Source organism: Bradyrhizobium sp. AZCC 1678 (assembly GCF_036924765.1).
In the GTDB taxonomy this organism is placed as follows: domain Bacteria; phylum Pseudomonadota; class Alphaproteobacteria; order Rhizobiales; family Xanthobacteraceae; genus Bradyrhizobium; species Bradyrhizobium algeriense.
The window spans coordinates 1,707,458-1,728,283 of record NZ_JAZHSE010000001.1 but is presented as its reverse complement, the minus strand read 5'-3'; the positions used below and the strand labels follow the sequence as shown (position 1 = coordinate 1,728,283).

27 protein-coding genes are annotated in these 20,826 nt (G+C 63.4%); 9 read left to right on the top strand and 18 right to left on the bottom strand.

Annotated elements, in window-relative coordinates; genetic code table 11:
• Window positions 1–21: 21 nt before the first annotated feature.
• From V1294_RS08225 to V1294_RS08210, 4 genes are all read left to right on the top strand, one after another.
• Window positions 22–519: a winged helix-turn-helix transcriptional regulator gene (locus V1294_RS08225; RefSeq protein ID WP_334496285.1), complete on the top strand. Its 498-nt coding sequence runs from the start codon at window positions 22–24 to the stop codon at window positions 517–519.
• A 212-nt stretch (window positions 520–731) separates the two neighbouring features.
• A complete protein-coding gene (locus V1294_RS08220) occupies window positions 732–2,408 on the top strand; it encodes a methyl-accepting chemotaxis protein (RefSeq protein WP_442895325.1) in 1,677 nt (558 codons plus the stop codon).
• A 163-nt stretch (window positions 2,409–2,571) separates the two neighbouring features.
• Window positions 2,572–3,360: an SDR family NAD(P)-dependent oxidoreductase gene (locus V1294_RS08215; RefSeq protein ID WP_334496282.1), complete on the top strand. Its 789-nt coding sequence runs from the start codon at window positions 2,572–2,574 to the stop codon at window positions 3,358–3,360.
• 280 nt (window positions 3,361–3,640) lie between these two features.
• Window positions 3,641–3,931 (top strand): hypothetical protein, encoded by a 291-nt coding sequence (locus V1294_RS08210; protein ID WP_334477076.1) that lies wholly within the window; start codon window positions 3,641–3,643, stop codon window positions 3,929–3,931.
• 74 nt (window positions 3,932–4,005) lie between these two features.
• Here V1294_RS08210 and V1294_RS08205 read toward each other — a convergent pair whose 3' ends face one another.
• The gene (locus V1294_RS08205) at window positions 4,006–4,584 is read right to left on the bottom strand and encodes a histidine phosphatase family protein (RefSeq protein WP_334496281.1); all 579 of its coding nucleotides are present in this window, start codon (window positions 4,582–4,584) and stop codon (window positions 4,006–4,008) included.
• The gene (cobS, locus tag V1294_RS08200) at window positions 4,581–5,339 is read right to left on the bottom strand and encodes an adenosylcobinamide-GDP ribazoletransferase (protein WP_334496279.1); all 759 of its coding nucleotides are present in this window, start codon (window positions 5,337–5,339) and stop codon (window positions 4,581–4,583) included. Before cobS ends, V1294_RS08205 begins: the two co-directional genes overlap by 4 nt.
• A gap of 60 nt (window positions 5,340–5,399) precedes the next feature.
• On the opposite strand from cobS, the gene cobT reads away from it, so the two are divergent.
• The gene (cobT, locus tag V1294_RS08195) at window positions 5,400–6,416 is read left to right on the top strand and encodes a nicotinate-nucleotide--dimethylbenzimidazole phosphoribosyltransferase (protein WP_334496277.1); all 1,017 of its coding nucleotides are present in this window, start codon (window positions 5,400–5,402) and stop codon (window positions 6,414–6,416) included.
• Window positions 6,417–6,482: 66 nt separating this feature from the next.
• A complete protein-coding gene (locus V1294_RS08190; protein WP_334477070.1) occupies window positions 6,483–6,920 on the top strand; it encodes a hypothetical protein in 438 nt (145 codons plus the stop codon).
• Window positions 6,921–7,056: 136 nt separating this feature from the next.
• Here the strand turns inward: V1294_RS08190 and V1294_RS08185 are convergent, their stop codons facing one another.
• From V1294_RS08185 to V1294_RS08155, 7 genes are all read right to left on the bottom strand, one after another.
• Window positions 7,057–7,470, bottom strand: a complete 414-nt coding sequence (locus V1294_RS08185) for a VOC family protein (protein WP_108514189.1) — start codon at window positions 7,468–7,470, stop codon at window positions 7,057–7,059.
• A 37-nt stretch (window positions 7,471–7,507) separates the two neighbouring features.
• On the bottom strand, window positions 7,508–8,044 hold the full coding sequence (locus V1294_RS08180; protein ID WP_334496275.1) for an SRPBCC family protein: 537 nt from the start codon (window positions 8,042–8,044) through the stop codon (window positions 7,508–7,510).
• Between the two features lie 28 nt (window positions 8,045–8,072).
• Complete coding sequence (locus V1294_RS08175) at window positions 8,073–8,486, bottom strand: DoxX family protein (protein WP_334496273.1); 414 nt, start codon at window positions 8,484–8,486, stop codon at window positions 8,073–8,075.
• 261 nt (window positions 8,487–8,747) lie between these two features.
• Complete coding sequence (locus V1294_RS08170; RefSeq protein ID WP_334496271.1) at window positions 8,748–10,019, bottom strand: RNA polymerase sigma factor; 1,272 nt, start codon at window positions 10,017–10,019, stop codon at window positions 8,748–8,750.
• A complete protein-coding gene (locus tag V1294_RS08165) occupies window positions 10,016–10,384 on the bottom strand; it encodes a YciI family protein (RefSeq protein WP_108514193.1) in 369 nt (122 codons plus the stop codon). Before V1294_RS08165 ends, V1294_RS08170 begins: the two co-directional genes overlap by 4 nt.
• Window positions 10,385–10,476: 92 nt before the next feature.
• A complete protein-coding gene (locus tag V1294_RS08160) occupies window positions 10,477–10,692 on the bottom strand; it encodes a hypothetical protein (RefSeq protein ID WP_334496269.1) in 216 nt (71 codons plus the stop codon).
• Complete coding sequence (locus tag V1294_RS08155) at window positions 10,689–10,988, bottom strand: hypothetical protein (RefSeq protein ID WP_334496267.1); 300 nt, start codon at window positions 10,986–10,988, stop codon at window positions 10,689–10,691. Before V1294_RS08155 ends, V1294_RS08160 begins: the two co-directional genes overlap by 4 nt.
• A gap of 108 nt (window positions 10,989–11,096) precedes the next feature.
• On the opposite strand from V1294_RS08155, the gene V1294_RS08150 reads away from it, so the two are divergent.
• Window positions 11,097–12,062, top strand: a complete 966-nt coding sequence (locus tag V1294_RS08150; protein ID WP_334504552.1) for a 2-hydroxyacid dehydrogenase — start codon at window positions 11,097–11,099, stop codon at window positions 12,060–12,062.
• Window positions 12,063–12,109: 47 nt separating this feature from the next.
• On the opposite strand, the gene V1294_RS08145 is transcribed toward V1294_RS08150, so the two are convergent.
• Both V1294_RS08145 and V1294_RS08140 read right to left on the bottom strand, forming a co-directional pair.
• Window positions 12,110–13,093 carry a Bug family tripartite tricarboxylate transporter substrate binding protein gene (locus tag V1294_RS08145; protein ID WP_334496265.1) on the bottom strand — a complete coding sequence of 328 codons (984 nt, stop codon included), beginning with the start codon at window positions 13,091–13,093 and terminating at the stop codon, window positions 12,110–12,112.
• Between the two features lie 29 nt (window positions 13,094–13,122).
• Window positions 13,123–14,220, bottom strand: coding sequence for a mandelate racemase/muconate lactonizing enzyme family protein (locus tag V1294_RS08140; RefSeq protein WP_334477059.1), 1,098 nt, complete (start codon window positions 14,218–14,220; stop codon window positions 13,123–13,125).
• On the opposite strand from V1294_RS08140, the gene V1294_RS08135 reads away from it, so the two are divergent.
• Window positions 14,161–15,312, top strand: coding sequence for a LysR family transcriptional regulator (locus tag V1294_RS08135; RefSeq protein WP_334496263.1), 1,152 nt, complete (start codon window positions 14,161–14,163; stop codon window positions 15,310–15,312). The genes V1294_RS08140 and V1294_RS08135 overlap by 60 nt on opposite strands.
• A 320-nt stretch (window positions 15,313–15,632) precedes the next feature.
• Here the strand turns inward: V1294_RS08135 and V1294_RS08130 are convergent, their stop codons facing one another.
• The gene (locus tag V1294_RS08130) at window positions 15,633–16,286 is read right to left on the bottom strand and encodes a TetR/AcrR family transcriptional regulator (protein WP_334496261.1); all 654 of its coding nucleotides are present in this window, start codon (window positions 16,284–16,286) and stop codon (window positions 15,633–15,635) included.
• 109 nt (window positions 16,287–16,395) lie between these two features.
• Here V1294_RS08130 and V1294_RS08125 point away from each other — a divergent pair, with 109 nt between their 5' ends.
• Window positions 16,396–17,040 carry a glutathione binding-like protein gene (locus tag V1294_RS08125; protein WP_334496259.1) on the top strand — a complete coding sequence of 215 codons (645 nt, stop codon included), beginning with the start codon at window positions 16,396–16,398 and terminating at the stop codon, window positions 17,038–17,040.
• Between the two features lie 104 nt (window positions 17,041–17,144).
• On the opposite strand, the gene V1294_RS08120 is transcribed toward V1294_RS08125, so the two are convergent.
• From V1294_RS08120 to V1294_RS08095, 6 genes are all read right to left on the bottom strand, one after another.
• Complete coding sequence (locus V1294_RS08120) at window positions 17,145–17,711, bottom strand: TetR/AcrR family transcriptional regulator (RefSeq protein ID WP_334477054.1); 567 nt, start codon at window positions 17,709–17,711, stop codon at window positions 17,145–17,147.
• A gap of 4 nt (window positions 17,712–17,715) precedes the next feature.
• A complete protein-coding gene (locus tag V1294_RS08115) occupies window positions 17,716–18,183 on the bottom strand; it encodes a nuclear transport factor 2 family protein (RefSeq protein ID WP_334496257.1) in 468 nt (155 codons plus the stop codon).
• A gap of 68 nt (window positions 18,184–18,251) precedes the next feature.
• Window positions 18,252–18,704: a tol-pal system-associated acyl-CoA thioesterase gene (gene ybgC, locus V1294_RS08110; RefSeq protein WP_334496255.1), complete on the bottom strand. Its 453-nt coding sequence runs from the start codon at window positions 18,702–18,704 to the stop codon at window positions 18,252–18,254.
• Window positions 18,701–18,853, bottom strand: coding sequence for a hypothetical protein (locus V1294_RS08105; RefSeq protein ID WP_334496253.1), 153 nt, complete (start codon window positions 18,851–18,853; stop codon window positions 18,701–18,703). The genes ybgC and V1294_RS08105 overlap by 4 nt, the downstream gene beginning before the upstream one ends.
• Before the next feature lie 56 nt (window positions 18,854–18,909).
• A complete protein-coding gene (locus V1294_RS08100; RefSeq protein WP_334496251.1) occupies window positions 18,910–19,821 on the bottom strand; it encodes a metallophosphoesterase in 912 nt (303 codons plus the stop codon).
• 94 nt (window positions 19,822–19,915) lie between these two features.
• Window positions 19,916–20,785 carry a DUF6869 domain-containing protein gene (locus V1294_RS08095; RefSeq protein WP_334496249.1) on the bottom strand — a complete coding sequence of 290 codons (870 nt, stop codon included), beginning with the start codon at window positions 20,783–20,785 and terminating at the stop codon, window positions 19,916–19,918.
• Window positions 20,786–20,826: the final 41 nt, after the last annotated feature.

The window sequence follows — 20,826 nt, the reverse complement described above, 5'->3', positions numbered from 1 at the left end:
CCCGCCCGTATGGAACCGAACATGACCGACATCAGCCGCTCGGGCTGCCCGATCAATCTCTCGCTGGAAGTGCTCGGCGATAAATGGAGCCTGCTCATCATCCGCGACATGATGTTCGGCAACCGGCGGCATTTTCGCGAGCTGTTGACAAAGTCAGAGGAAGGCATCTCCTCCAATATCCTCGCCGACCGGCTAAAAACCCTGCTCGACGAAAAGATCATCACCCGCCAGGACGATCCCACGCACAAGCAGAAGGGAATCTATTCGCTCACCGAACAGGGCATCGAGCTGCTGCCGGTTCTCGCGCAGATGGCGGCCTGGGGTTACAAATATCTTCCCGTCAGCGAGGAGCTCGGCATCCGCGCGCGGCTGCTCAGCGAGGGCGGACCGAAAATGTGGGCCGAATTCATGGATGAGTTGCGCGAGAGCCATCTCGGCGTGAAGCGGCGCAAGCGAACGGACCCATCAGTCGGCGAACGCTTGCAGGCGGCTTACGAAAGCGTCGTGAACGGAAGGTAGCCCGAATCGCGCCCGCCCTGCTCGCGCAGCGGTCGGGACGCGCAGATATATCCTTAAGGTCCGCGTTATCTTGCGATGCTATCCGGCATATTACGGAGAACAGCGTTAACGCATTCTTTTTTCCTTTGGTCAAACGTTGCCCCTGGCAGCGAGGCTCGAAAGCGTTTGGTCGACAGCCTCATTATTTCACCTCGATCCGGATGAGGCTTTCCGTGTTTCAGTTTCTCAAGAACTCCTCTGCAGACAAGGCGCTGGCTGATGCGCTCGGGCGCTCACAGGCCGTGATCGAGTTCGGCATGGACGGCACCATCCTCACCGCCAACGACAATTTCCTCAAAGCCCTCGGCTACTCGCTCGGCGAAATCCAGGGCAAGCATCACAGCATGTTCGTCGATCCGTCGGAGCGCGACGGCGCGGCCTATCGTGACTTCTGGGCGGCGCTCAGGCGCGGCGAATACCAGGCCGCCGAATACAAGCGGATCGGCAAGGGGGCCAAGGAAGTCTGGATCCAGGCGACCTACAACCCGGTGCTTGACGGCGGCGGCAAGCCCATCAAGGTGGTGAAGTTTGCGACTGACATTACCGCGCGCAAGATCAAGAGCATGGAGGATGCCAGCCAGATCGCCGCAATCAGCCGCGCGCAGGCGGTCATTGCGTTCGAGATGGACGGCACCATCGTCACCGCCAATGAAAACTTCCTGAAGGCACTCGGCTACACGCTCGCCGAAATCCAGGGCAAGCATCACAGCATGTTCGTCGAACAGGCCGAGCGCAACAGCGCGGCCTATCGCGAGTTCTGGGCAAAGCTTAACCGCGGCGAAACCCAGTCGGCCGAGTACAAGCGGATCGGCAAGGGCGGTAAGGAAGTCTGGATCCTCGCCTCCTATAACCCGGTGCTCGACGAGAAGGGCAAGCCGTTCCGGGTGGTGAAGTTCGCCACCGACGTCACCAGCCAGAAGCTTTCGACCGCAGACCTCGCCGGCCAGATCGCAGCCATCGGCAAAGCGCAAGCCGTGATCGAATTCAACATGGACGGCACCATCATCGGCGCCAACCAGAATTTCCTCAGGACGGTCGGTTACATGCTGGACGAGATCCGCGGCCGACACCACAGCATGTTCGTCGATCCGTCCGAGCGCGAGGGCGCGGCCTATCGTGAATTCTGGGCGGCGCTCAACCGCGGCGAATATCAGGCCGCCGAATACAAGCGGATCGGCAAGGGGGCTAAGGAAGTCTGGATCCAGGCGTCCTACAATCCGATCCTCGATCTCAACGGCAAGCCGTTCAAGGTCGTCAAATACGCCACCGACACCACCGCGCAGGTGCTGGTGCGCATGGGCAACGAGCGCGTGCGTGGCATGATGGAAACGGTGGCAGCGGGCGCGGAGGAACTGAACGCCTCGGTTCGGGAAATCTCCGAAGCCATGACCAAGTCGCGCGAGACGGCGGCGACCGCGGTCGGGCGGGTCGAGGCGGCCGACGCCCAGGCCAAGCGCCTGAACGAAGCGGCGCAGGCCATGAGCGGCATCGTGGAACTGATCGGCAACATCACCGGCCAGATCAACCTGTTGGCGCTGAATGCGACGATCGAATCGGCACGTGCCGGCGAGGCCGGGCGCGGCTTTGCCGTGGTGGCTTCCGAGGTCAAGAACCTCGCCACCCAGGCCAAGCAGGCGACCGACAAGATCGGGGCGGAGATCGGAAATCTCAACGGCATCTCCGGCGACGTCGTCGGCGCGCTCGACAGCATCAGGCAGGCGATCCAGGGCGTCAGCGAATATGTCACGGCCACCGCAGCCGCGGTCGAGGAACAAAGCACCGTCACCAGCGAGATGTCCTCCAGCATGCAGCGCGCCGCCGCGGAAGCGAAGGCGATCTCGCAGCGGTAACGCTTCGCCATCGGCAGGCGCATTGACCCGATAGGGGACGTTTCCCGTATCGCATTGGGCCTGCCCGAATCTGCATTGAATTTCACTGCACCGCAGGGCAGGACACGGAACGGGGCATGGGTTATACGAGCGGGAAATTCATCGCTCGGAAACGGACCCGCCCATGCCCCCCTCCCCGCAAAAAGTTGCTCTCGTCACCGGCGCCGCGCGCGGGATCGGGCTGGCGACGGCCAAACGCTTTCTCGCCGAGGGCTGGCGGGTGGCGATGCTCGACATCGAGGGTGAATTGCTGCGCGGCGCGGTCGCTGACCTTGCGAACGCTGACAACACGCTGGCGCTGCATTGCGATGTTTCCGATGCGGGCGCGGTGGCGAACGCCATGGCGACGGTGAGCGAGTGCTTCGGCCGCCTCGACGCGCTGGTCAACAATGCCGGCATCGCGGTGTTCGCACCTCTGCTCGACACCTCGGATGAAGACTGGAGCCGCATCCTGCAAGTCAACCTCACCGGGCCGTTTATCTGCACCAAGGCGGCGGCGCCCCTGATGCGCGAACATGGCGGCGGCGCGATCGTCAACATCACCTCGATCTCGGCGGTGCGCGCCTCCACGCTGCGCTCGGCCTATGGCACCAGCAAAGCCGGGCTGGCGCATCTGACAAAGCAGCTCGCGGTCGAACTGGCTTCGCTCGGCATCCGCGTCAATGCGGTAGCGCCCGGCCCGGTCGAAACCGCGATGGCAAAGCAGGTCCACACGCCGGAGATCCGCGCCGACTATCACGACGCCATTCCGCTGAATCGGTACGGCCTCGAGGAGGAACTGGCGGAAGCGATCTTCTTCCTGTGCAGCGATCGCGCAAGCTACATCACCGGGCAGGTCCTCGCCGTCGACGGCGGTTTTGATGCCGCCGGCATCGGCCTGCCGACGCTGCGCGGCGCGCGGCGGAACGGGTAAGCCTGCTTCTTCCCGCTCCCCGTGAGTGGGGCGACGGAAACGCGGCAAACAAAAAATGCTGGTGCATAACCGGTTCCGATTGAATCAGAACCGAAGCTCCAGGTTCTTGATTTGACGCGTTTTCTCCATGCGAACCGGAATCCGCTTCACTCGAAACGCCAAAGCGCCCTTCGCTGGCGCAGCGTGACCTTCACGTCGCAAACGCTTAGGTTGTGCCGGCGATGGTCCGGCGCCCTGCCCATGGAAAAAACTTCACACCGGATCGCGGGAGTGTCGTGTCATGTCGGGAATACTCATCAACCTGATCATCCAGATCGTCAGCGGCGCCATCGGCGGCAATGTCGCAGGGAGCGCTGCCAAGAACATCGATCTCGGCATGGTTGGAAACACCATCGCGGGCGCCATCGGCGGTGGTGCCGGAGGGCAGCTTCTGGGCATGCTGATTCCACTGCTGGCCAATAGCGCCTCGACGCCCGATATCGGCAGCATCGTCGGCCAGATCGCCGGCGGCGGCGTCGCCGGCGCCGTTCTCACCGCGATCGTCGGCGCCATCAAGAACCGGGCGGCCTGAGCGGTCCGCGACCACACGCCTGCATATTTGGCGGCGGACATCTGCAAAAAATCGCATTTGTCCGCTTGAAAACGCTATTGGTCTTTCGAGCGCTGGTTGACCGCAACCACGCGCCAACCTTCCTCGAGCCGATCGATCCGCGTCAGCGACAGAGGATCGATCACGAAGCGCAGCGCCTGCTCGGGCACGAGATCGAGCGCGATCGCGAGCACGGCGCGGATGGTGCCGGAATGCACGACGAGGATCGCATCGCCTGCGGGGAGCGCCGCAAGCCCAGAGCCGGCGCGCGCGATCTGGTCGACAAAACTTTCACCGCCGGGCGGCCGGTTGCTCGCGGCCGATTTCCAGAATTCGCGATAGGCCGGGCCGAGTTCGCGTTCGAGTTCGTTGTGACGCCGTCCGGTCCACGCGCCAAAATCCTGTTCGCGAAAGGCCGCCTGTTCGACCGCAACGAGACCCAGTCGCTCGGCCGTCTCCCGCGTGCGGCGCGCCGGACTGCACACCGCAAATGCGCCTCCCGGCAATCTTGCCTTCAGCGCGGCAAAGGCTGCGGCATCACCGAGATCGGCCGGCGCGTCGGGTCCGTGAATCACCCCGCGCGGTCCGTCGACCGGCGCGTGGCGGATCAGCCAGAGATTTGTCTGGGCATTCACGGCTGCGCCAACCGTGCGGCGAGCAGGACAAGGATCGCGGTCTCGGCCACCTGCTCGGCGCCGCCGAGCACGTCGCCGGTCTGGCCGCCGACCTGCCGCAGCGCCAGCCACGCGATGCCGAGCCCGCTCAGGCCCGCCATCGCCGCCGCGTAGAACCCGTTGCTCCATGACAACGACAACAGCGCGATCAGCAGCGCCAGCCCGCCGGCGATGGCCGCCGTCGCCGCATCGGGCTGGCCGGCATTGCGGGCCAGCCCATCCTTGCGCGCATAAGGCAGGTTCAGCGACATCGCAGGCAAGATGCCGCGCCCCAGCGCGTGCGCGGCGATCAGGCTCGGGATGACATAGCCGTCCGCAATCGCCGCCAGCGCCGACAGTTTTGCGGCAAAACTCACCAGCAGGATCATGGCGCCATAGGTGCCGAGCCGGCTGTCGCGCATGATCTCCAACTTCGATTCGAGATTGCGGCCGCCTCCGAATCCGTCGGCAACGTCGGCAAGGCCATCCTCATGCAGCGCGCCTGTCATGATGGCGCTTGCGCCCAGCGCCAACGCGGCGGCGGCCAAATCAGGCACGCCGACGGATCGCAGGCCGAGGCACAGCAATCCCACGACGGCCCCGATCAGCGCGCCGACCACCGGGAACATCCGGTGCGCGCGCACGAAATTCGCAGGGATAGCGCCATCGGGATGCGGCATCGGCAACCGCGTCAGGAACGCGACGGCGGTTTTGAAATCGTCGAACCATTCATTCATGGCGGTGTCCGGAGAATCGTTTTAGCGTGCGGCCCCGCCCCGACGTCCCGAGAGAATCGCATGCCCTTCGACAGTCTAGACGACATCCGCGCCTTCTGTCGCGACTTGCCCGGCGGCGACCAGCGATTCGCTGACATGGCCGCACACCACCAACAGAATCTGACAAAGCCGCCGGGCAGCCTCGGCCGTCTCGAAGAACTCGCGATATGGCTGGCGCAATGGCAGGGCCGCGAGAAGCCGCGACTGGAGCGCGTCACCATTGCCGTGTTCGTCGGCAATCACGGCGTCGCTTCGCGCGGCGTCTCGGCCTATCCGCAGGCCGTCACCGCGCAGATGGTGGCGAATTTTGCCGCGGGAGGCGCGGCCATCAACCAGATCGCAAAAGCGGCTGCCGCCGAGCTCTGCGTGGTGCCGATCGAACTCGAACGTCCCACGCACGATTTCACCGAAGCGGCGGCGATGAGCCCGGAGGAATATCTCGAAGCGGTCGACGCCGGATATCGCACCGTGCCTGACGATTGCGATCTGCTGGCGGTCGGCGAGATGGGCATCGCGAACACGACGGCGGCGGCAATGCTGTGTGCGGCCTTGCTCGGCGGCGGCGCGGCGCGCTGGGCCGGCCGCGGCACCGGCGTCGACGATGACGGGCTGGCGCGCAAGCGCGCGGCGATCGAGACCGCGCTGAATTTCCATCGCGGCATTTTGGGCGATCCGCTGGCGGTGGCGGCAGCGCTCGGCGGCCGCGAACTCGCGGCGATCGCCGGCGCCGGGCTCGCCGCAAGGCAACATAACGTTCCGGTGCTGCTCGACGGTTTCGTGGCAACAGCGGCGGTGCTGCCGCTCGCGCGTCTCGATGCATCCGCGCTCGATCATTGCCGCGCCGGGCACGTCTCGGCCGAATCCGGCCACCGCGACCTCTTGCGCGAAATGAGGCTGCTTCCGCTGCTCGACCTCGACATGCGGCTCGGCGAGGCGTCCGGTGCGGGCGTTGCGATCCTGCTGGCACGCGCCGCGCTGGCTTGCCATGCTGGGATGGCGACATTCACGGAGGCTGGCGTCTCCGGCGCGGGGGATTGACGAAACCTTGCCACATATGTCTGCGTAACTGCCTCAGGGCAGACAATGCTGACGGAGGAGCCGCGCATGCGAACAGCGGTCGTCAAGGTAGTCGTTGTCGCCGCCGCGCTGTTCGCGGCGATCGCCCCTGCGCGGGCCGAGGTTCGCATTCTCGCGAGCCCGGGCGGACAGGTCGGCCCGTTTATCGCGCTGTTCGATCGCGTGAACGCCTCCGGCGAGCGGGTCGTAATCGACGGGCCATGCCTGTCGGCGTGCACACTGGTGCTGATGATGGTGCCGACTGAGCGCATCTGCGTGACGCGCCGTGCGGTGCTCGGCTTTCACGCCGCACGGTCGATCGACGGCCGCGGGCGAATTTACGCCGAACCGGAAGCCTCGCGGGATGTGGAGGCAGCCTATCCGGCGCCGGTGCGGGACTGGATCGGCCGCCGCGGCGGATTGACGTCGCGGCTGCTGCTGTTGCGTGGGCGCGAACTCGCCGCAATCTATCCGCGGTGCAAGTAGGGCTTCGTAGGGCGGGCAAAGGCGCCCCTTGGCGCCGTGCCCACCATTTCTAGCTCGCCCGAAAATGGTGGGCACGCTTCCGCCTTCGCTCGCTGAGCTACGGCAGACAAGTCGCTTTGCCCACCCTTGTCTCGCATCACATGTCTTCCTTCGGGCAGTTCACCATCCAGGGAATGCCGAACTTGTCGACGCACATGCCAAAGCCGTTGGAGAAGAAGGTCTTGCCGAACGGCATCCGCACCGTGCCGCCCTCGGCGAGCGCGTTGAACCGACGCTCGGCGTCCGCGGGATCCTCGACCGCGAGTGCGACGGAGATGCCCTGCGGCTGATGGTAATCGCCGGGCGTGGCGTCGGACGCCATCAACACCTCGCCGTCGACGGTGATGCGGGCATGCATGATCTTGGTCTTCCAGTCCGGCGGCATCGGCATGTCGGCGGGACCGTCACCGTACGGCATCATTGCCTCGATCTGCGCACCCAGCGCCTTCTGATAGTATTTTAGCGCTTCCTCGCAATTGCCGTTGTAGAACAGATAGGGATTGACTTGCATCGCGGTCTCCTTGGGTAACTGGAATTCGAGTGACGAGTTATTTCTCGGTGAGCTTCTTCAAATTGGCAAGACCGGCTTCGAAATCCTTTCCGATCATGCTGTCCAGATTCATGAACACCTGAATCAGCCTGGACATGAAATTCGCGGGACCATGCATCAGCCATGTGACATGGGTGCCATCGCCCTGCGGCAGCATTGTGAACTCGGCGGTGTTGTGGCCTTCGAACGGCGTGAAGAAATCGAGCTTGATGACGATCTTTTGCGGCGCGGAGGCTTCCAGAATTTCCATGCGGCCGGAACCGACATTCTTGTCGCCGGCCCAGGCATAGACCGCGCCCTTGCCGCGCTCCGCGCCGCTATAGGTGCGCTTCATCGCCGGATCCTTCTGCTCGTAGGGCGACCAGCTCAGCCACTGATGAAAGTCGGAGATCAGCGGAAAGATCCCTTCCGGCGGCGCCTTGATGCTGGTCGAGCGCTGCACGCGCAGCGTGCTCGGCTTGGTCGCAGCGAGAATAAGGACCGCGGCGATGGCGATCGCCAATATGACAGCGATGATGACAAGAACTTCAGACATGTCTGGCTCCACAAGATATTGCCGCTGATCAACGGCGGAACGGGATCAAGGTTTGCAAATTCCGGTCGCGCAGCCACAGCCCACCCCATACCATCAAGCCTAGATAGAGTCCGAACAGCGTGTGCGTGAACAGAGGACTGCCGATCCGTACATGCGAGGCCATGGCGCCGCCGAGATAGCCGGTGAGCAGGATCGCACCGAGGATCGAGGTCGGCGGAATCGAATAGAGCACGGTGCAGACGATGGTGATGAGGCCGAGACTGCGCGCCATCGTCTCGCTCGAACCATAGCCCATCCTGTCCATGGTTTCGGTGACGATCGGCCACGGCACCAGCTTGATGGCGCCGTCGAACATCAGGAACACGATGACGAGTGCGCTGAGGATGCGGCCGGTCCAGCGCGCGGGATTTGAGACTGGCGTAGTCTCGGTGATCGTTGTCATGGCTTGCTCCTGTCGTGTCGTCTTGAATGGCTGCTCGAATTCAAGACGAACGACGGGAGGCGGAAGCCGACAGAGGGAGTGAATTTTTTTGTGGCGTTCGGCCTTCTTCCCTTCTCCCCTTGTGGGAGAAGGTGGATCGAATGAGCGTCAGCTCATTCGAGACGGATGAGGGGTTTGCATCCGCGGGGAGAACCCCTCATCCGGCGCTTCGCGCCACCTTCTCCCACAAGGGGAGAAGGAAGCAAGGGGAGAAGGGAGAAGCTACTTCCCCGCTTTTTTGCCGCGGGGCTGGCTGTCGCGCTGGAGGCGGTCGAGATGCATGCGGATGTGGGCGGCTTCGGCCGAGGTGTTCGCGAGCGCAATGGCGCGGTCGAAGGCGGTGCGGGCTTCGTCGTTGCGGCCGAGCTGCATCAGGAAGGCGCCGCGCACGCCGAAGAAATGAAAATAGTTCGACAGCCGCGCCGCCAGCGGTTCGATCATGTCGAGCCCGGCCTGCGGTCCCTTCACCTTGGATACGGCGACCGCGCGGTTCAGCGTCACCACCGGCGACGGCTGCATGATTTCGAGCGCGCCATACAGCAGGTCGATCTGGGTCCAGTCGGTATCTTCGGGCTTTTCGGCGCGGGCATGCAGCGCCGCGATCGCGGCCTGCACTTGATAAGGCCCGCTGCGGCGATGGCGCATCGCCTTGTCGATCAGCGCCAGCCCCTCGGCGATCAGCGACTTGTTCCATAGCGAGCGATCCTGATCGTCGAGCAGGATCACCGCGCCGTCCGCATCGAAGCGAGCTGCAGCGCGCGCATGCTGTATCAGCAGCAACGCGGTCAGCCCCATGATCTCGGGCTCGCTCTGGAACAGCCGCAGCAACAGCCGGGCCAGACGAATGGCTTCCTCGCACAAGGGCGCGCGGATCTCGGCGGTATCGCCCGAGGCCGAATAGCCCTCGTTGAAGATCAGGTAGATCATGGCGGCGACGGAGGTGAGGCGTTCAGAGCGCTCCACCGCGCCCGGCGTTTCGAACGGCACGTTGGCGTCGGCGACCCGCGCCTTGGCCCGCGTGATGCGCTGCTCCATCGCGGCTTCCGAAACCAGGAAGGCGCGCGCGATCTGCTTGACTGTCAGGCCCGAGACGATGCGCAGCGCGAGCGCGATCTGCTGGGTCGCCGGCAGGTCCGGATGGCAGCAGATGAACAACAGCCGCAGGATGTCGTCGCGGTAGTGCGACCCATCGAGACGCTCGGCAAGCTGTTCCTCGGCGTCATCGAGATCGGAGATCGCCTCGTCCTCGGGCAACGCCTCCTGCTTCTTGCTCCGCCTGATATCGTCGATCGCGACATTGCGCCCGACCATGATCAGCCACGCCGCGGGATCGCGCGGCGGGCCGTTCTGCGGCCAGCTCTTCAGCGCACGGAGGCAGGCGTTCTGAAACGCCTCCTCGGCGGTGTCGAGATTGCGGAAATAGCGCAGCAACGCGCCGACCGCCTGGGGGCGAGCCGAGGTCAGCGCGGCATCGATCCAGGCGGCGTCGGTCATGGCTGCACGCTCCCCGGCACAAACTGGCCGACGGGGCGGATCTCGTAAGCGCCGCCGGGATTGGCCGCGCCGAGGTCGCGGGCGACATCGAGCGCCTCATCGAGATTCTTGCAGTCGACGAGATAGAAGCCGAGCAACTGTTCCTTGGTTTCGGCATAGGGGCCGTCCAGCACCAGCGGCGGATCGTCCTTGCGCAGCGTGGCCGCCGATGTGGTCGGCAGCAGCCGCGCCACCGGGCCGAGCCGGCCCTGTTTGGTCAGTTTGTCCTGCACGACGGCAAGCTTCTTCATGACCGCGGCGTCCTGTTCCTTGGTCCAGGAACCGACGGTGTCCTCGTCGTGATAGCAAAGGATGGCGTAAAGCATGGGACCAAGCATCTCCGTTGTCTTGATGACGAACGATTATGCCTTTAGCCGACAGGTGCGTCGAAGAAATTTTGGAAATGTTCCGTCGCCGGTCAGGGACCGATGATCGGCGGCGGTGGCGGATTGAAGTGCCGGTAGGTGTGGACGACCGCCTTGGAACAAAGGCCGCATACGGCGAGGACCAGAAGGATGATCTTCATCCTGGTCCTGAGGGCCTCGAACCTCGTCATGCCAGCGTCGCGGTGACAGTTTCGCCAGCAAAGCACCAGCGAAAGCACCACCACCGCGATGATGACCGCCTGAATCACCAGGAGATGCCATACTGCGCGGCGATTTGGCGCGCCTTTTGCTCGTCGGTCTGGCGCCGGGTCGTCCCGGAGCGGGAGGTCTGCTTCCTGAAGGCTTGCTTCCCGGAGGCCAGCTTCCTGGAGGCTTGCGGCTTCGCGACGTCAACGGTGGCAGATGGCGCGGCGGGCGGCGCGGCAACGGGCGTCGCAGATACCGCCGGCGCATCGTCGCCGGCTGGCACCCGATCGATGCGTTCAGCGGCCTGCGCCGAGACGGAAGCGAGAGCGAAAGCAGCGATGAGGACCAGTTTGCGCACTTGAAGTCTCCCTTGTTGGATGAAAGGAGGCTAGAGAAGCGGTTCGATCGATTAAGTGATGGAAGTCACGCCGGTGACGATGCGAAAGGGACGACTGAGAGAATGACAGTGAACAAAGGTGCGCTCGCTATCCTGGTGCATGGCGGGACTGAAAACTGGTCGCCGCGACGCTGGAAAAGCCGGTTCGACGACGTCTGCCCGGACCGCCGCGTGCTGCTGGTGCCGGATACCTCGTTCGATCCGGCCGAGGTGCATTACGCCGCGGTGTGGAAGCCGCGTCCGGGCGAGCTTGCCGCCTTCCCCAATCTGCGTGTCATCTTCAACCTGGGCGCCGGTGTCGATGCTCTGATGGCGGACCGCTCATTGCCCGACGTAACGCTGGTGCGCGTGGCCGTCACCGATCTCACCGCGCGGATGACGGAATATGTCGTGCTGCACGTACTGATGCACCACCGGCAGGAGCTTTACTTGCGGGAGTCGCAGCGCGCCAAGCGCTGGGCGCCGAAATTGCAATGGGCGGCGAGCGCGATCTCGGTCGGCGTCATGGGGCTGGGCATGCTCGGGGCTGATGCGGCCAATGCGCTCAAGCGTCTCGGTTTTCGCGTTTCCGGCTGGAGCCGCAGTCCCAGGGCGATCAACGGCATCGATTGCTTTCACGGCGAAGCGCAGTTCGACGCGTTCCTGCGACAGACCGACATCCTGGTCTGCCTGCTGCCGCTGACGCCGGAGACGCGGCACATTCTCAACCGCGCGCTGTTTGAAAAGCTGAACCGCACGAGCCCGCTCGGCGCGCCGGTGCTGATCAATGCCGGCCGCGGGGGCTTGCAGAACGAGGCCGACATCCTGCAATGCCTCGATGACGGAACGCTCGGTGGCGCCTCGCTCGACGTCTACGCCACCGAGCCGCTGCCCGTGGACAGCCCGTTCTGGACCCACCCAAAAGTGGTGCTGACCCCGCACAACGCCGCCGATACCGATGCCGACGAGATATCCAAATACGTCGCGCAGCAGATCGCGCGCTTCGAGGCGGGCGACGCGCTGGAGAATGTGGTGGATCGCAACCGGGGGTATTGATGATTTGGTCGTCTCTGCCGGTGCTGCATGGCGCCTGGAGCCCAGCCTCATTCAGGTTTGATGTTGCCAGCAGTGACGACGTGGCGCCATTTCTCAATCGAAGTATCGATATGGGCCATGTATTGCTGCGGTGTGGAACCGATCGGTTCGTAGCCGATCTCGTCGAGACGCCGGCGCAGGTCGCCGGATTTTAGTGCGGCCTGTGCCACCGTGCCGAGTCGAGTGACGATGGCTTCCGGCAAACTGGCAGGTGCAACGATTCCAAAGTCGGGCGCTGCGTCTATCTTCGGCAGACCGGCCTCTGCCATGCTGGGCACGTCGGGCAGTTGCGGGATCCGTCCCGTCGTGCTTCCCAACGCCCGCAACTTGCCGTCTCGAACATGCTCGAGAACGGCGGGGATCGTACTGAAAGTGAAATCAACCTTCCCGCCGAGCAGATCAATAATGGATGGGCCTCCGCCGCGATAAGGCACCGGGACAACGTCGATGCCGGTTTCCTGCCGGAATTGTTCACAGCCGAGATGAACAGCCGTGCCGAGGCCGGCGGTCGCCATGCTCAGCGTGCCGGGCTTCGACTTGGCGAGTGCGATCAGCTCCTTTACGTTGCTGACTGGAAGAGATTCCGAAACCACCAGCAGCAAAGAGGTGCGGGCCAGCAGAGATACCGGCGTGAAATTCTTTTTCGTATCGTACGGCAGTTTGTTCCCGAATAGGCTGGGATTGATCGTGAATGCGCTGTCGACGACGCCGATCGTGTAGCCGTCGGGCGCGGCAGTCGCAATCGCCTGGGTACCGATGATGCTCGCACCGCCTCCCCGGTTGTCGATAAAGAGCGATTGGCCGAGCTTCTCGCCCATCGCACCGGCGACGAGGCGTGCGACGATGTCCGATGCGCCGCCGGCGGCGTAAGGGACGACGACACGGATGGGACGCTGCGGATATTGTTGCGCCTGTGCGAGTCGTCCAGCGAGCGATGTCGCCGCGACGGATGTCAAGCCGGTCAAAAGAGAGCGTCGATCTATACGGATCATGATTTCGTGTCCCGGTTTCTGGTCAGTCGTCAGGCGCGATATTGATCGATGAGGTCCATATCCGGATCGCCGCCGAGACCCGGCCCATCGGGAATATCGATAAAACCGTCCGCAATCGGCGCGAAGCTGCCGCAGGGATCGAAGGCAAGATCGCAATAAAATCGTTCCAGGGCGCTCGCTTGCTCCTTGGCTGCCAGCACCTGGATCGTCGCGAGATAGCCCGGGCCGAAGAATGGCGAGTGGGGGACGCAAGTTGCTCCGGCCGCTTCCGACTCGGTGCAGATCCGCCAGAGCGGTGTAAGGCCGCCGATCTTGATCACGCTGGGTTGAACATAGTCGACGCAATCATCTGCGAGCATTTTTTTGAAATCGAGAGCATTGCCGGCGTTCTCTCCGATGGCGGTCGCAACGCCAGTCGTATGCCTCAGCGCGGCTAGCGATGCGAAATCTTCCGGCGGCCAGATCGGTTCTTCGATCCACAGAAGATCGGAAGGCGCCATTTCGGTAACAGCATCGGCTGCATCCGCGGGCAACCACGCACAATTGGTATCGACCATCAACGGCACGTTCGGCCCCGCGACGTCGCGGGCCGCTGCGACCGCTTCGGCCGTGCGCTCGTGCAATTTGATCTGTTGAAAACCGTCACCGAGCGCGCGGTCGACGATGCGCCGAACCCGATCCAGGTCGCCATTGTACTGCAGCAGGGACGCATAAACCCCAATGCGATCGCGCCTGCGACCGCCAAGCAAAGTCGCAACCGGCACTCCGGCAAGTTTGCCTCGGATGTCCCATAGAGCGATGTCGAGACCGCTGATGGCGTGAATGGTGGCGCCCGCGCGACCCAGATTATGCAGAGTTCGCTCAATCCGCGCCGGCAACTCCACATCGTCGACTTTCTGGCCAATCGCCAGTGGAGCGACCCATTGGTCGATCGCCGGAACGACCGCCGACCAAAAGCCGCCATAGGCTTCGCCCCAGCCCACCGTGCCACGATCGGTCGTGACCCGTACCAGAACGGTATCGAGCGTGGTGCGTGGCTGGCCTGCGAAGGCCGGTGAGGGCCCCCAATGGTCAAATGGAATTCGCAGCGCGAATGCCGTGATTGCCGCGATCGTTGGTGCGCTCATGGAATGGAACCTTCGACGATCCGGCTTGCCCTTCGACGAGGCCGGCAAATACGGCCTGGTTGGCCGTCCGAAGCGATTGTCGCCGCAAGATGCATGTGTTCAAAATACCAAAAGCTGCACCAATCATGTCTTGGGGTTATGATGTTGAGCGTTCGGGAGTTGGAGGTCTTTCGCCGCGTTATGGAGCTGGGCACCGTTACCGCGGCCGCCGAGGCACTTCATATTTCCCAACCGGCCGTCAGCCGGACCCTCCAGCAGGCGGAACGACGGCTCGGATTCTCGCTATTTTTGCGCCGGAGGAAGCGATTGCTGGCAACGCCGGAGGCCCAGTCGTTGTTTTCGGAAACAGTCAGGGCGTTCGCTGCCCTCGATGTCGTCCAGAAGCGCGCTGCCGACCTCGGAGCGGGGCGCGCGGGCGGGCTCAATATCGCGGCGATTTCGGCCTTCGCAAATGCGTTGCTTCCGAAGGCCGTCGCAACATTCTGCAAATCGCGGCCTGATGTCGTTGTCACGCTTCAGTCGATGAGCGCGCTGCAAGTCGCCACGCACGTCGCCAATCACCAGGCAGATCTGGGGTTCGTCATCGATTCCATCGCGGCGCCGGGCGTGTCTGTGAGCGATCTCTGGGCCACCGACTTCGGATGCGTCATGCCGCGCACGCATCCGTTGGCGTCAACGCTTCATGTCGTGCCCGCTGATCTCGAGCATGAAAGGTTGATATGTCTGAGCAGGCAGCTCCCTTTGGGAATCCTCGCCGTACGCGTTTTTGCAGATGCAGACGTCCCGTTGAAGACTGCAATCGAGGTATCACAGTCCACAGTCGCATGCGCGCTGGTGCGAGCCGGTGCAGGTCTGGCGTTATTGGACGGGCTCGGAACGATGGGGATGCCGGCAGCAGATCTGGTCATGCGGCCGTTCCATCCTTCCGTCAAGGTAATGGGCAGGCTCGTCCGACCGCGCCACCTGCTGCAGTCTCGGTTGACCCGCGATTTTATCGACACTCTGAGTGACGTCATAAAAACCCAGGATAGTTGCGCCGATACCGCCGAAAGCGTCACGATATCCCGGGCCGTCAGCGAAAAGAATTCGTAAGGTTGGCGCTTCCCAGCCCGGACACAACGCTGGAGGACGCGTCGCGGACGACGAGATGAGGGGTGACGATCTGGACGGGGTCGGCCATGTCTAAGCTCCTGATTTAGGACAACGTCATGAAGACGAGCGAGGAAACCGGAAACCGACAGCGATCAGAAAAGAAAGATCGTCCCGAAAAGATCGTGTCCCGGCCTTGAGCCGAGACCTATAGCCAACCGGACATGATCGCTTTGGAAGGGGACTGCCACTTCGCTAAAGTGAAATCGCGGGGGGCTTGGGCCTCGGCTCAAGGCCGGGACACGAAAGGGGAGCAAGCGGAACTAGGCCCCGAGCATCACATCGAGCGCGCCGTTCACGATCGCCTCCAGCTCCTTGCGCTGCGTCCTGGCGCGGGCGCGGATCGCGATGGTGTGAATGGTGGCGGAGGCGAGTTGCGCCAGCACGACCGGATCGGCGCTGTTGGATAGCTCGCCCTTCTCCTTGGCGAGCCGGAAACAGGCCGCAAAGGCCTTGTCGAGTTCGGTAAAGCCTTCCAGCACCATGGCGCGAATATCAGGATCGTGCACCGCCTCGGAGGCCGCGGTCATCACCGTGAAGCAGCCGCGCGGACCGGATTCCCCGGAAAGATAAATGTCGAGCGCCACCGCATAGATCCGCTCCAGCCGCCGGCGGACCGGCAGCTCGTCGCGGAAGACGTCGCCCATGGCCGCGCGCGCGTCCTCGCGATAGCGGCGGTAGCTCTTGATGAATAGTTCGCGCTTGTCGCCGAACGCGCCGTAAAGGCTCGGCCGGTTCATGCCGGTGGCGGCAGAGAGATCGTCCAGCGAGGTCGCCGCGAAGCCATCCTTGCGGAACAGATCGAGCGCCTTGCCGAGCGCGATGTCCGGCTGGTAGGCGCGCGGCCGGCCGCGGCGCCTGGGCGCCACGGGATCATCGATCTTCGTCACGGGCGGCTTTTTACTTTTTTGTACCATTTCGCAATAAATTCCTTGACCATGCTTATATTATGCGGAACAGTATAAAAATCAATCCCCGCCCGCCCTGAGCGCCGGCCCGATTGATCAACCGCCAAGGAGGCAAACCATGGATCTGTATTTTTCGCCGCTCGCCTGCTCACTGGCGACACGGATTGCGCTGTATGAAGCCGGCGCAGAGGCCAACTATCTCGAGGTCGATCCCAAGACCAAGGTGGTGCAGAAGGACGGCTCGGACTTCCGCGCGGTCAACCCGCTCGGGCTGGTGCCGACGCTGCGCACCGACGATGGGACGGTGCTGACCGAGAACGCCGCGATCCTGCAATATGTCGCCGATCGTTTTCCCAGCGCCGGCATCTCGGCGGCATCTGCAGAGGAGCGCAGCCGCCTGCATCAATGGCTCTGCTTCATCGGCACCGAACTGCACAAGGCGCTGTTCGTGCCGCTGCTCGACAAGACGGCGCCGCAGGACGCCAAGACCTACGCGCTGACCAAGAACCTCTCGCGGCTCGACTATCTCGATAACTACCTGAAGGGCCGCGAATTCCTGCTCGATCATTTCAGCGTGGCCGATGCCTATCTCGTCACCATCATCAACTGGACGATGGCAACGCCACCGATCGAGCTGGCGAAATGGCCCAACGTGAAGGCCTATTACGAACGGCTGCGCGCCCGCCCCAGCATCGCGAAAGCGTCCGCCGAGGAGTTCGAATTGTATAAGGCCGAACTCGCGCGGCATAAGGCGGCGGCGTAAGCAAGCGTAGCCCGGATGTAGCGAAGCGCAATCCGGGGACGGCGCGGCACATTTTGCGCGACAGTTCCCGGATTTGCGCTGCGCTTCATCCGGGTTACGAAACGTCAGACTGGCGGCGCGAGCAACCGCGCCGTCAGATCGCTCAGCGCACGGCGAAATATGCCGGCGTCATTGCGCGCCCGCGCCAGCACGAGCGCACCCTGAATGGTGAGCAGCGCATCCTCCGCGCGGCGCTGCGCCTGGCTCCTGCTCAATCCGGATCGCCGCAAGAGCTGCGCCAGCGCGACCTGCCAGCGGGCAAAATAGCTATCGACCGCTTCGGCAAACGTATCGCGCGCCGCCCCGAGCGCGACCAGGCCGACCAGACAGACGCGATCGCCGGAATGAAAATACTGGTCGACGCCCGCGATCATCGCGGCGATCGCGCGCGCGGGGTCGTCAGCTTCGCGCAACGGCGCATAGATGTTGAGCTCGAACCAGCCGTCGATGTCGGCCAGCACCTCGGTGGCCATCTGCTCCTTGCCGCCGGAGAACAGGTGATAGAGGCTGCCCTTGCCGAGCCCGGTGGCCTCTGTGATCAGCGTCAGCGAGGCGCCTTCATAGCCATGCGCGCGAAACACCTCGCCGAGCGCGCGCAACACTTGCCTGCGCTCGACGCCCTTCTTCAGCATGGCGTCACAGCGGGTTCTCGCCTAAGCCCGCGACATCGGCCGGGCGCGGTCCCGGGGCCGGCCAGTGGAAGCGGCGCTCGCTTTCCTTGATGGCGATATCGTTGATGCTGGCCTCGCGCCGCCGCATCAGGCCGTGTTCGTCGAACTCCCATTGCTCGTTGCCGTAGGAGCGATGCCACTGCCCGGCCTCGTCGTGCCACTCATACTGGAAGCGCACGGCAATGCGGTTTTGATCGAACGCCCAGAGATCCTTGATCAGGCGATAGTCGTATTCCCTAGCCCATTTGCGGGTGAGGAATTCGACGATCGCATCGCGTCCTTCAAAGAATTCGGCGCGGTTACGCCAGCGGCTGTCCTCGGTATAGGCGAGCGACACCTTGACCGGATCGCGCGAATTCCAGGCGTCTTCCGCCATGCGCGCCTTCTGGGCGGCGGTTTCGCGGGTGAAGGGCGGCAGCGGCGGACGCGACATGAGGCTTCTCCGGATTGGCGATCCTGAGATCATTGTACCGATCGGTACACAGAGTCAATCCGGAAAGATCAATCCGGCGCGAGATCGGCCTTCATCAATTGCCGCAGCGATTTCGGGATCGGCTTCGCCCGGCCCTCGCTGATGAAGGCAACGCGCACCGCGGCCTTGATCAGCACCTCGTCGCCGCGCCGCACCTCCTGCGCCAGCGTGATCGAGGCGCCCTTCACCGCGATCGGCCATGTCACGACGTCGAGCACGTCGTCCATGCGCGCGGGGCGCAGGAAATCGAGCTGCATCGAGCGCACCACGAAGGCAAAGCCCGGCGTCTCCTCCTGCGCCTGTTCGAACAGCGCATGCTGCGACGCGCCCATGAGACGGAGATGATTGGTGCGCCCGCGCTCCATGAAGCGCAGGTAGTTGGCATGGTAGACGATGCCGGAGAAATCGGTGTCCTCGTAGTAGACACGGACCTGCATGTGATGGCGGCCGTCGCGGATCTCGCCGTCGAGGGGAAAAGTCATTTTGATTGATTTGATCGCTCGTGAGCGCGCTTGAGAAATTCTTTGAAGTCCCAAGGCACAACGCGGCCCGCTTCCTCGTCAGCCAATCCCTCTTCAATAAGGCGCTTGAGGGCAGCGAGCTTCTCAGCTTGTTCGGCGGGTAAATCCATGAAGGCAGACTAACAGCTTTGGCGCCGAATGCACAACCACGGCGCAGAGCAACAACCTACGCCACCGCCGGCCTCGCCGCGCCCAGCGTCACCAGCACAATTTCCGGCGGCACCCCGAGACGAAACGGCATGATGCTGCAGCCGAGGCCGCCGGAGACCACGACGTCGCAGTTCATGCGGATGTGGCCGTAGGCGAGCTGCTGTCCGGACGGCGAAATCGGCGACCAGCCGAGCATCCGCACCTGGCCGCCATGCGTATGCCCGGAGAGCTGCAGCGCGACGCGCGAAGGCACGCGCCGGGCGACGTCAGGCTCATGCGCCATCAGCACCACCGGTGCGTCGTCGGTGACCTTTGCCAGTGTCGCGCCGAGATCGTCGACACCGATGCGCTTGAGCGGCCTGAAGCGGCGCGCCGGCATATAGGCGAGCTGGTCGCCGAGACCTGCCAGCCAGAACGAATGGCCGTTCTTGCTGAGTTTCTTGGCGTCGTTCTCGTAAACCGGAATGCCGGCAGCCTCCAGCGCTCGGCCTGCGGACGGCAATCCCTGCCCGTGGCGCTGCACTTCTTTGTCTTCCCACCAATCGTGATTGCCGAGCACGGCGTGCACGCCGAGCGGCGCCTTCAGGCCGGCCAGCACGGCCGCCCATTCGGCATCGGGAATGAAGCGCGTCACTTTGCGATGTCCGGCCACATAGTCGCCGAGCATGACGACGATGTCAGGCTTGAGCGCATTGGTACGCTCGACGATCTCCTCGATGTGATCGAGCGACATCCAGGGATCGCAGGCGTGGAGGTCGGCGATCACAGCGATCCTGAGCTTGAGACCTGCCGGCCATTGCGGCGGTGAGATGTTGTACCGCACGACGCGAAGCCGGACGACCGGCGCACTGAACCCGTAAGCGGTGGTCGAGACGCCCAGCGCGCCCAATCCACCCATGGCTTTCAGAAAATGACGGCGAGTTAACATGTGATCCAATCGTGATGCAGTGCAAACATGGTGGCGGATTGAGCCTGAATTGCGGTACGTTTGTGCAGATGGTCAGCAGAGCTCAAGCAGCTTCTCACCAGCGGTTCTGCCCCACCAGCGCATCCAGCCGCGCCTTCAGCTCATCGGGCGCGCGGTAATACCATACGCCGCCGAGCAGATCGTGGAAACGCTTGTCGGCAGACGCCTCGCGCTCGATGCGGTCGATGGTCTCCATGCTGATGACGTCCTCGAGCGGACCGGCGGCGAGCAGCGACAGCATCACCGGGTTGGTCTCGATCTTAAGGATCTCGACGATGAGGTCGATTGCCTTATCGGGGTACTCCTCCCGCAGATCGCGCTCGTAATCCATCATCGCGAAGAAATTGTCATCGCGGTCGCGATCGGATTTCGAATATTGCTCAACCCAGGCGCGCGCCAGCTCCGGCACCGACATCACCGCGCACTCAAGCGGACGCTTCGGCCTTCGGCGCGCGAGATCGTCGGCGCGCCAGCCCTTGCTGTCGGCAATCGCCTCGATTCGACGTTTGAAGGGCTCATCGGGCCCGAAGTAAATCCCGCCGAGCAGCCAGCGCAGCCCGGCATTCTGTTTTGCCTCGGATTCGATGCGGTCGATCACGGCCGCGCCATGCGCATAGAGCAGCGACAGCATGAACTTGTCGTTGAGCTGCATCACGGTCGCCTTGTCGGACTCAGAGCGCAACACTTCCAGCGCAAGATCGAACGCGCGATCCGGCTGCTTGTGCGGCAGATGATCGAAATAGAGGAACGCCGACCAGGCGGCGCCCGTCTTGTCGCGCCGGCTCAGGCGCTGCAACGTCCCCCATACCGAAGCCAGTTCTGCTATCGGCATGGCGTCGAGGAAGATTTCGGTGTCATCGGGCGTCGCCAGTTCCGGCGCCGCCGCAATGAGGGCCAGCATATCCGCGTCTTCGGTCTCACTCATTTTGTTGCACTCCACGGCAGGACGCCGGCCGTCGTCGCGGC

Bases quoted from the DNA above. Each gene is read 5' to 3' on its own strand.
- V1294_RS08225 (WP_334496285.1), top strand. From the start codon at position 22: ATGACCGACATCAGCCGCTCGGGCTGCCCGATCAATCTCTCGCTGGAA.
- V1294_RS08215 (WP_334496282.1), top strand. From the start codon at position 2,572: ATGCCCCCCTCCCCGCAAAAAGTTGCTCTCGTCACCGGCGCCGCGCGC.
- V1294_RS08210 (WP_334477076.1), top strand. From the start codon at position 3,641: ATGTCGGGAATACTCATCAACCTGATCATCCAGATCGTCAGCGGCGCC.
- cobS (WP_334496279.1), bottom strand. From the start codon at position 5,339: ATGAATGAATGGTTCGACGATTTCAAAACCGCCGTCGCGTTCCTGACG.
- cobT (WP_334496277.1), top strand. From the start codon at position 5,400: ATGCCCTTCGACAGTCTAGACGACATCCGCGCCTTCTGTCGCGACTTG.
- V1294_RS08190 (WP_334477070.1), top strand. From the start codon at position 6,483: ATGCGAACAGCGGTCGTCAAGGTAGTCGTTGTCGCCGCCGCGCTGTTC.
- V1294_RS08185 (WP_108514189.1), bottom strand. From the start codon at position 7,470: ATGCAAGTCAATCCCTATCTGTTCTACAACGGCAATTGCGAGGAAGCG.
- V1294_RS08180 (WP_334496275.1), bottom strand. From the start codon at position 8,044: ATGTCTGAAGTTCTTGTCATCATCGCTGTCATATTGGCGATCGCCATC.
- V1294_RS08175 (WP_334496273.1), bottom strand. From the start codon at position 8,486: ATGACAACGATCACCGAGACTACGCCAGTCTCAAATCCCGCGCGCTGG.
- V1294_RS08170 (WP_334496271.1), bottom strand. From the start codon at position 10,019: ATGACCGACGCCGCCTGGATCGATGCCGCGCTGACCTCGGCTCGCCCC.
- V1294_RS08165 (WP_108514193.1), bottom strand. From the start codon at position 10,384: ATGCTTTACGCCATCCTTTGCTATCACGACGAGGACACCGTCGGTTCC.
- V1294_RS08145 (WP_334496265.1), bottom strand. From the start codon at position 13,093: ATGATCCGTATAGATCGACGCTCTCTTTTGACCGGCTTGACATCCGTC.
- V1294_RS08135 (WP_334496263.1), top strand. From the start codon at position 14,161: ATGGTCAAATGGAATTCGCAGCGCGAATGCCGTGATTGCCGCGATCGT.
- V1294_RS08140 (WP_334477059.1), bottom strand. From the start codon at position 14,220: ATGAGCGCACCAACGATCGCGGCAATCACGGCATTCGCGCTGCGAATT.
- V1294_RS08130 (WP_334496261.1), bottom strand. From the start codon at position 16,286: ATGGTACAAAAAAGTAAAAAGCCGCCCGTGACGAAGATCGATGATCCC.
- V1294_RS08125 (WP_334496259.1), top strand. From the start codon at position 16,396: ATGGATCTGTATTTTTCGCCGCTCGCCTGCTCACTGGCGACACGGATT.
- V1294_RS08120 (WP_334477054.1), bottom strand. From the start codon at position 17,711: ATGCTGAAGAAGGGCGTCGAGCGCAGGCAAGTGTTGCGCGCGCTCGGC.
- V1294_RS08115 (WP_334496257.1), bottom strand. From the start codon at position 18,183: ATGTCGCGTCCGCCGCTGCCGCCCTTCACCCGCGAAACCGCCGCCCAG.
- ybgC (WP_334496255.1), bottom strand. From the start codon at position 18,704: ATGACTTTTCCCCTCGACGGCGAGATCCGCGACGGCCGCCATCACATG.
- V1294_RS08105 (WP_334496253.1), bottom strand. From the start codon at position 18,853: ATGGATTTACCCGCCGAACAAGCTGAGAAGCTCGCTGCCCTCAAGCGC.
- V1294_RS08100 (WP_334496251.1), bottom strand. From the start codon at position 19,821: ATGTTAACTCGCCGTCATTTTCTGAAAGCCATGGGTGGATTGGGCGCG.
- V1294_RS08095 (WP_334496249.1), bottom strand. From the start codon at position 20,785: ATGAGTGAGACCGAAGACGCGGATATGCTGGCCCTCATTGCGGCGGCG.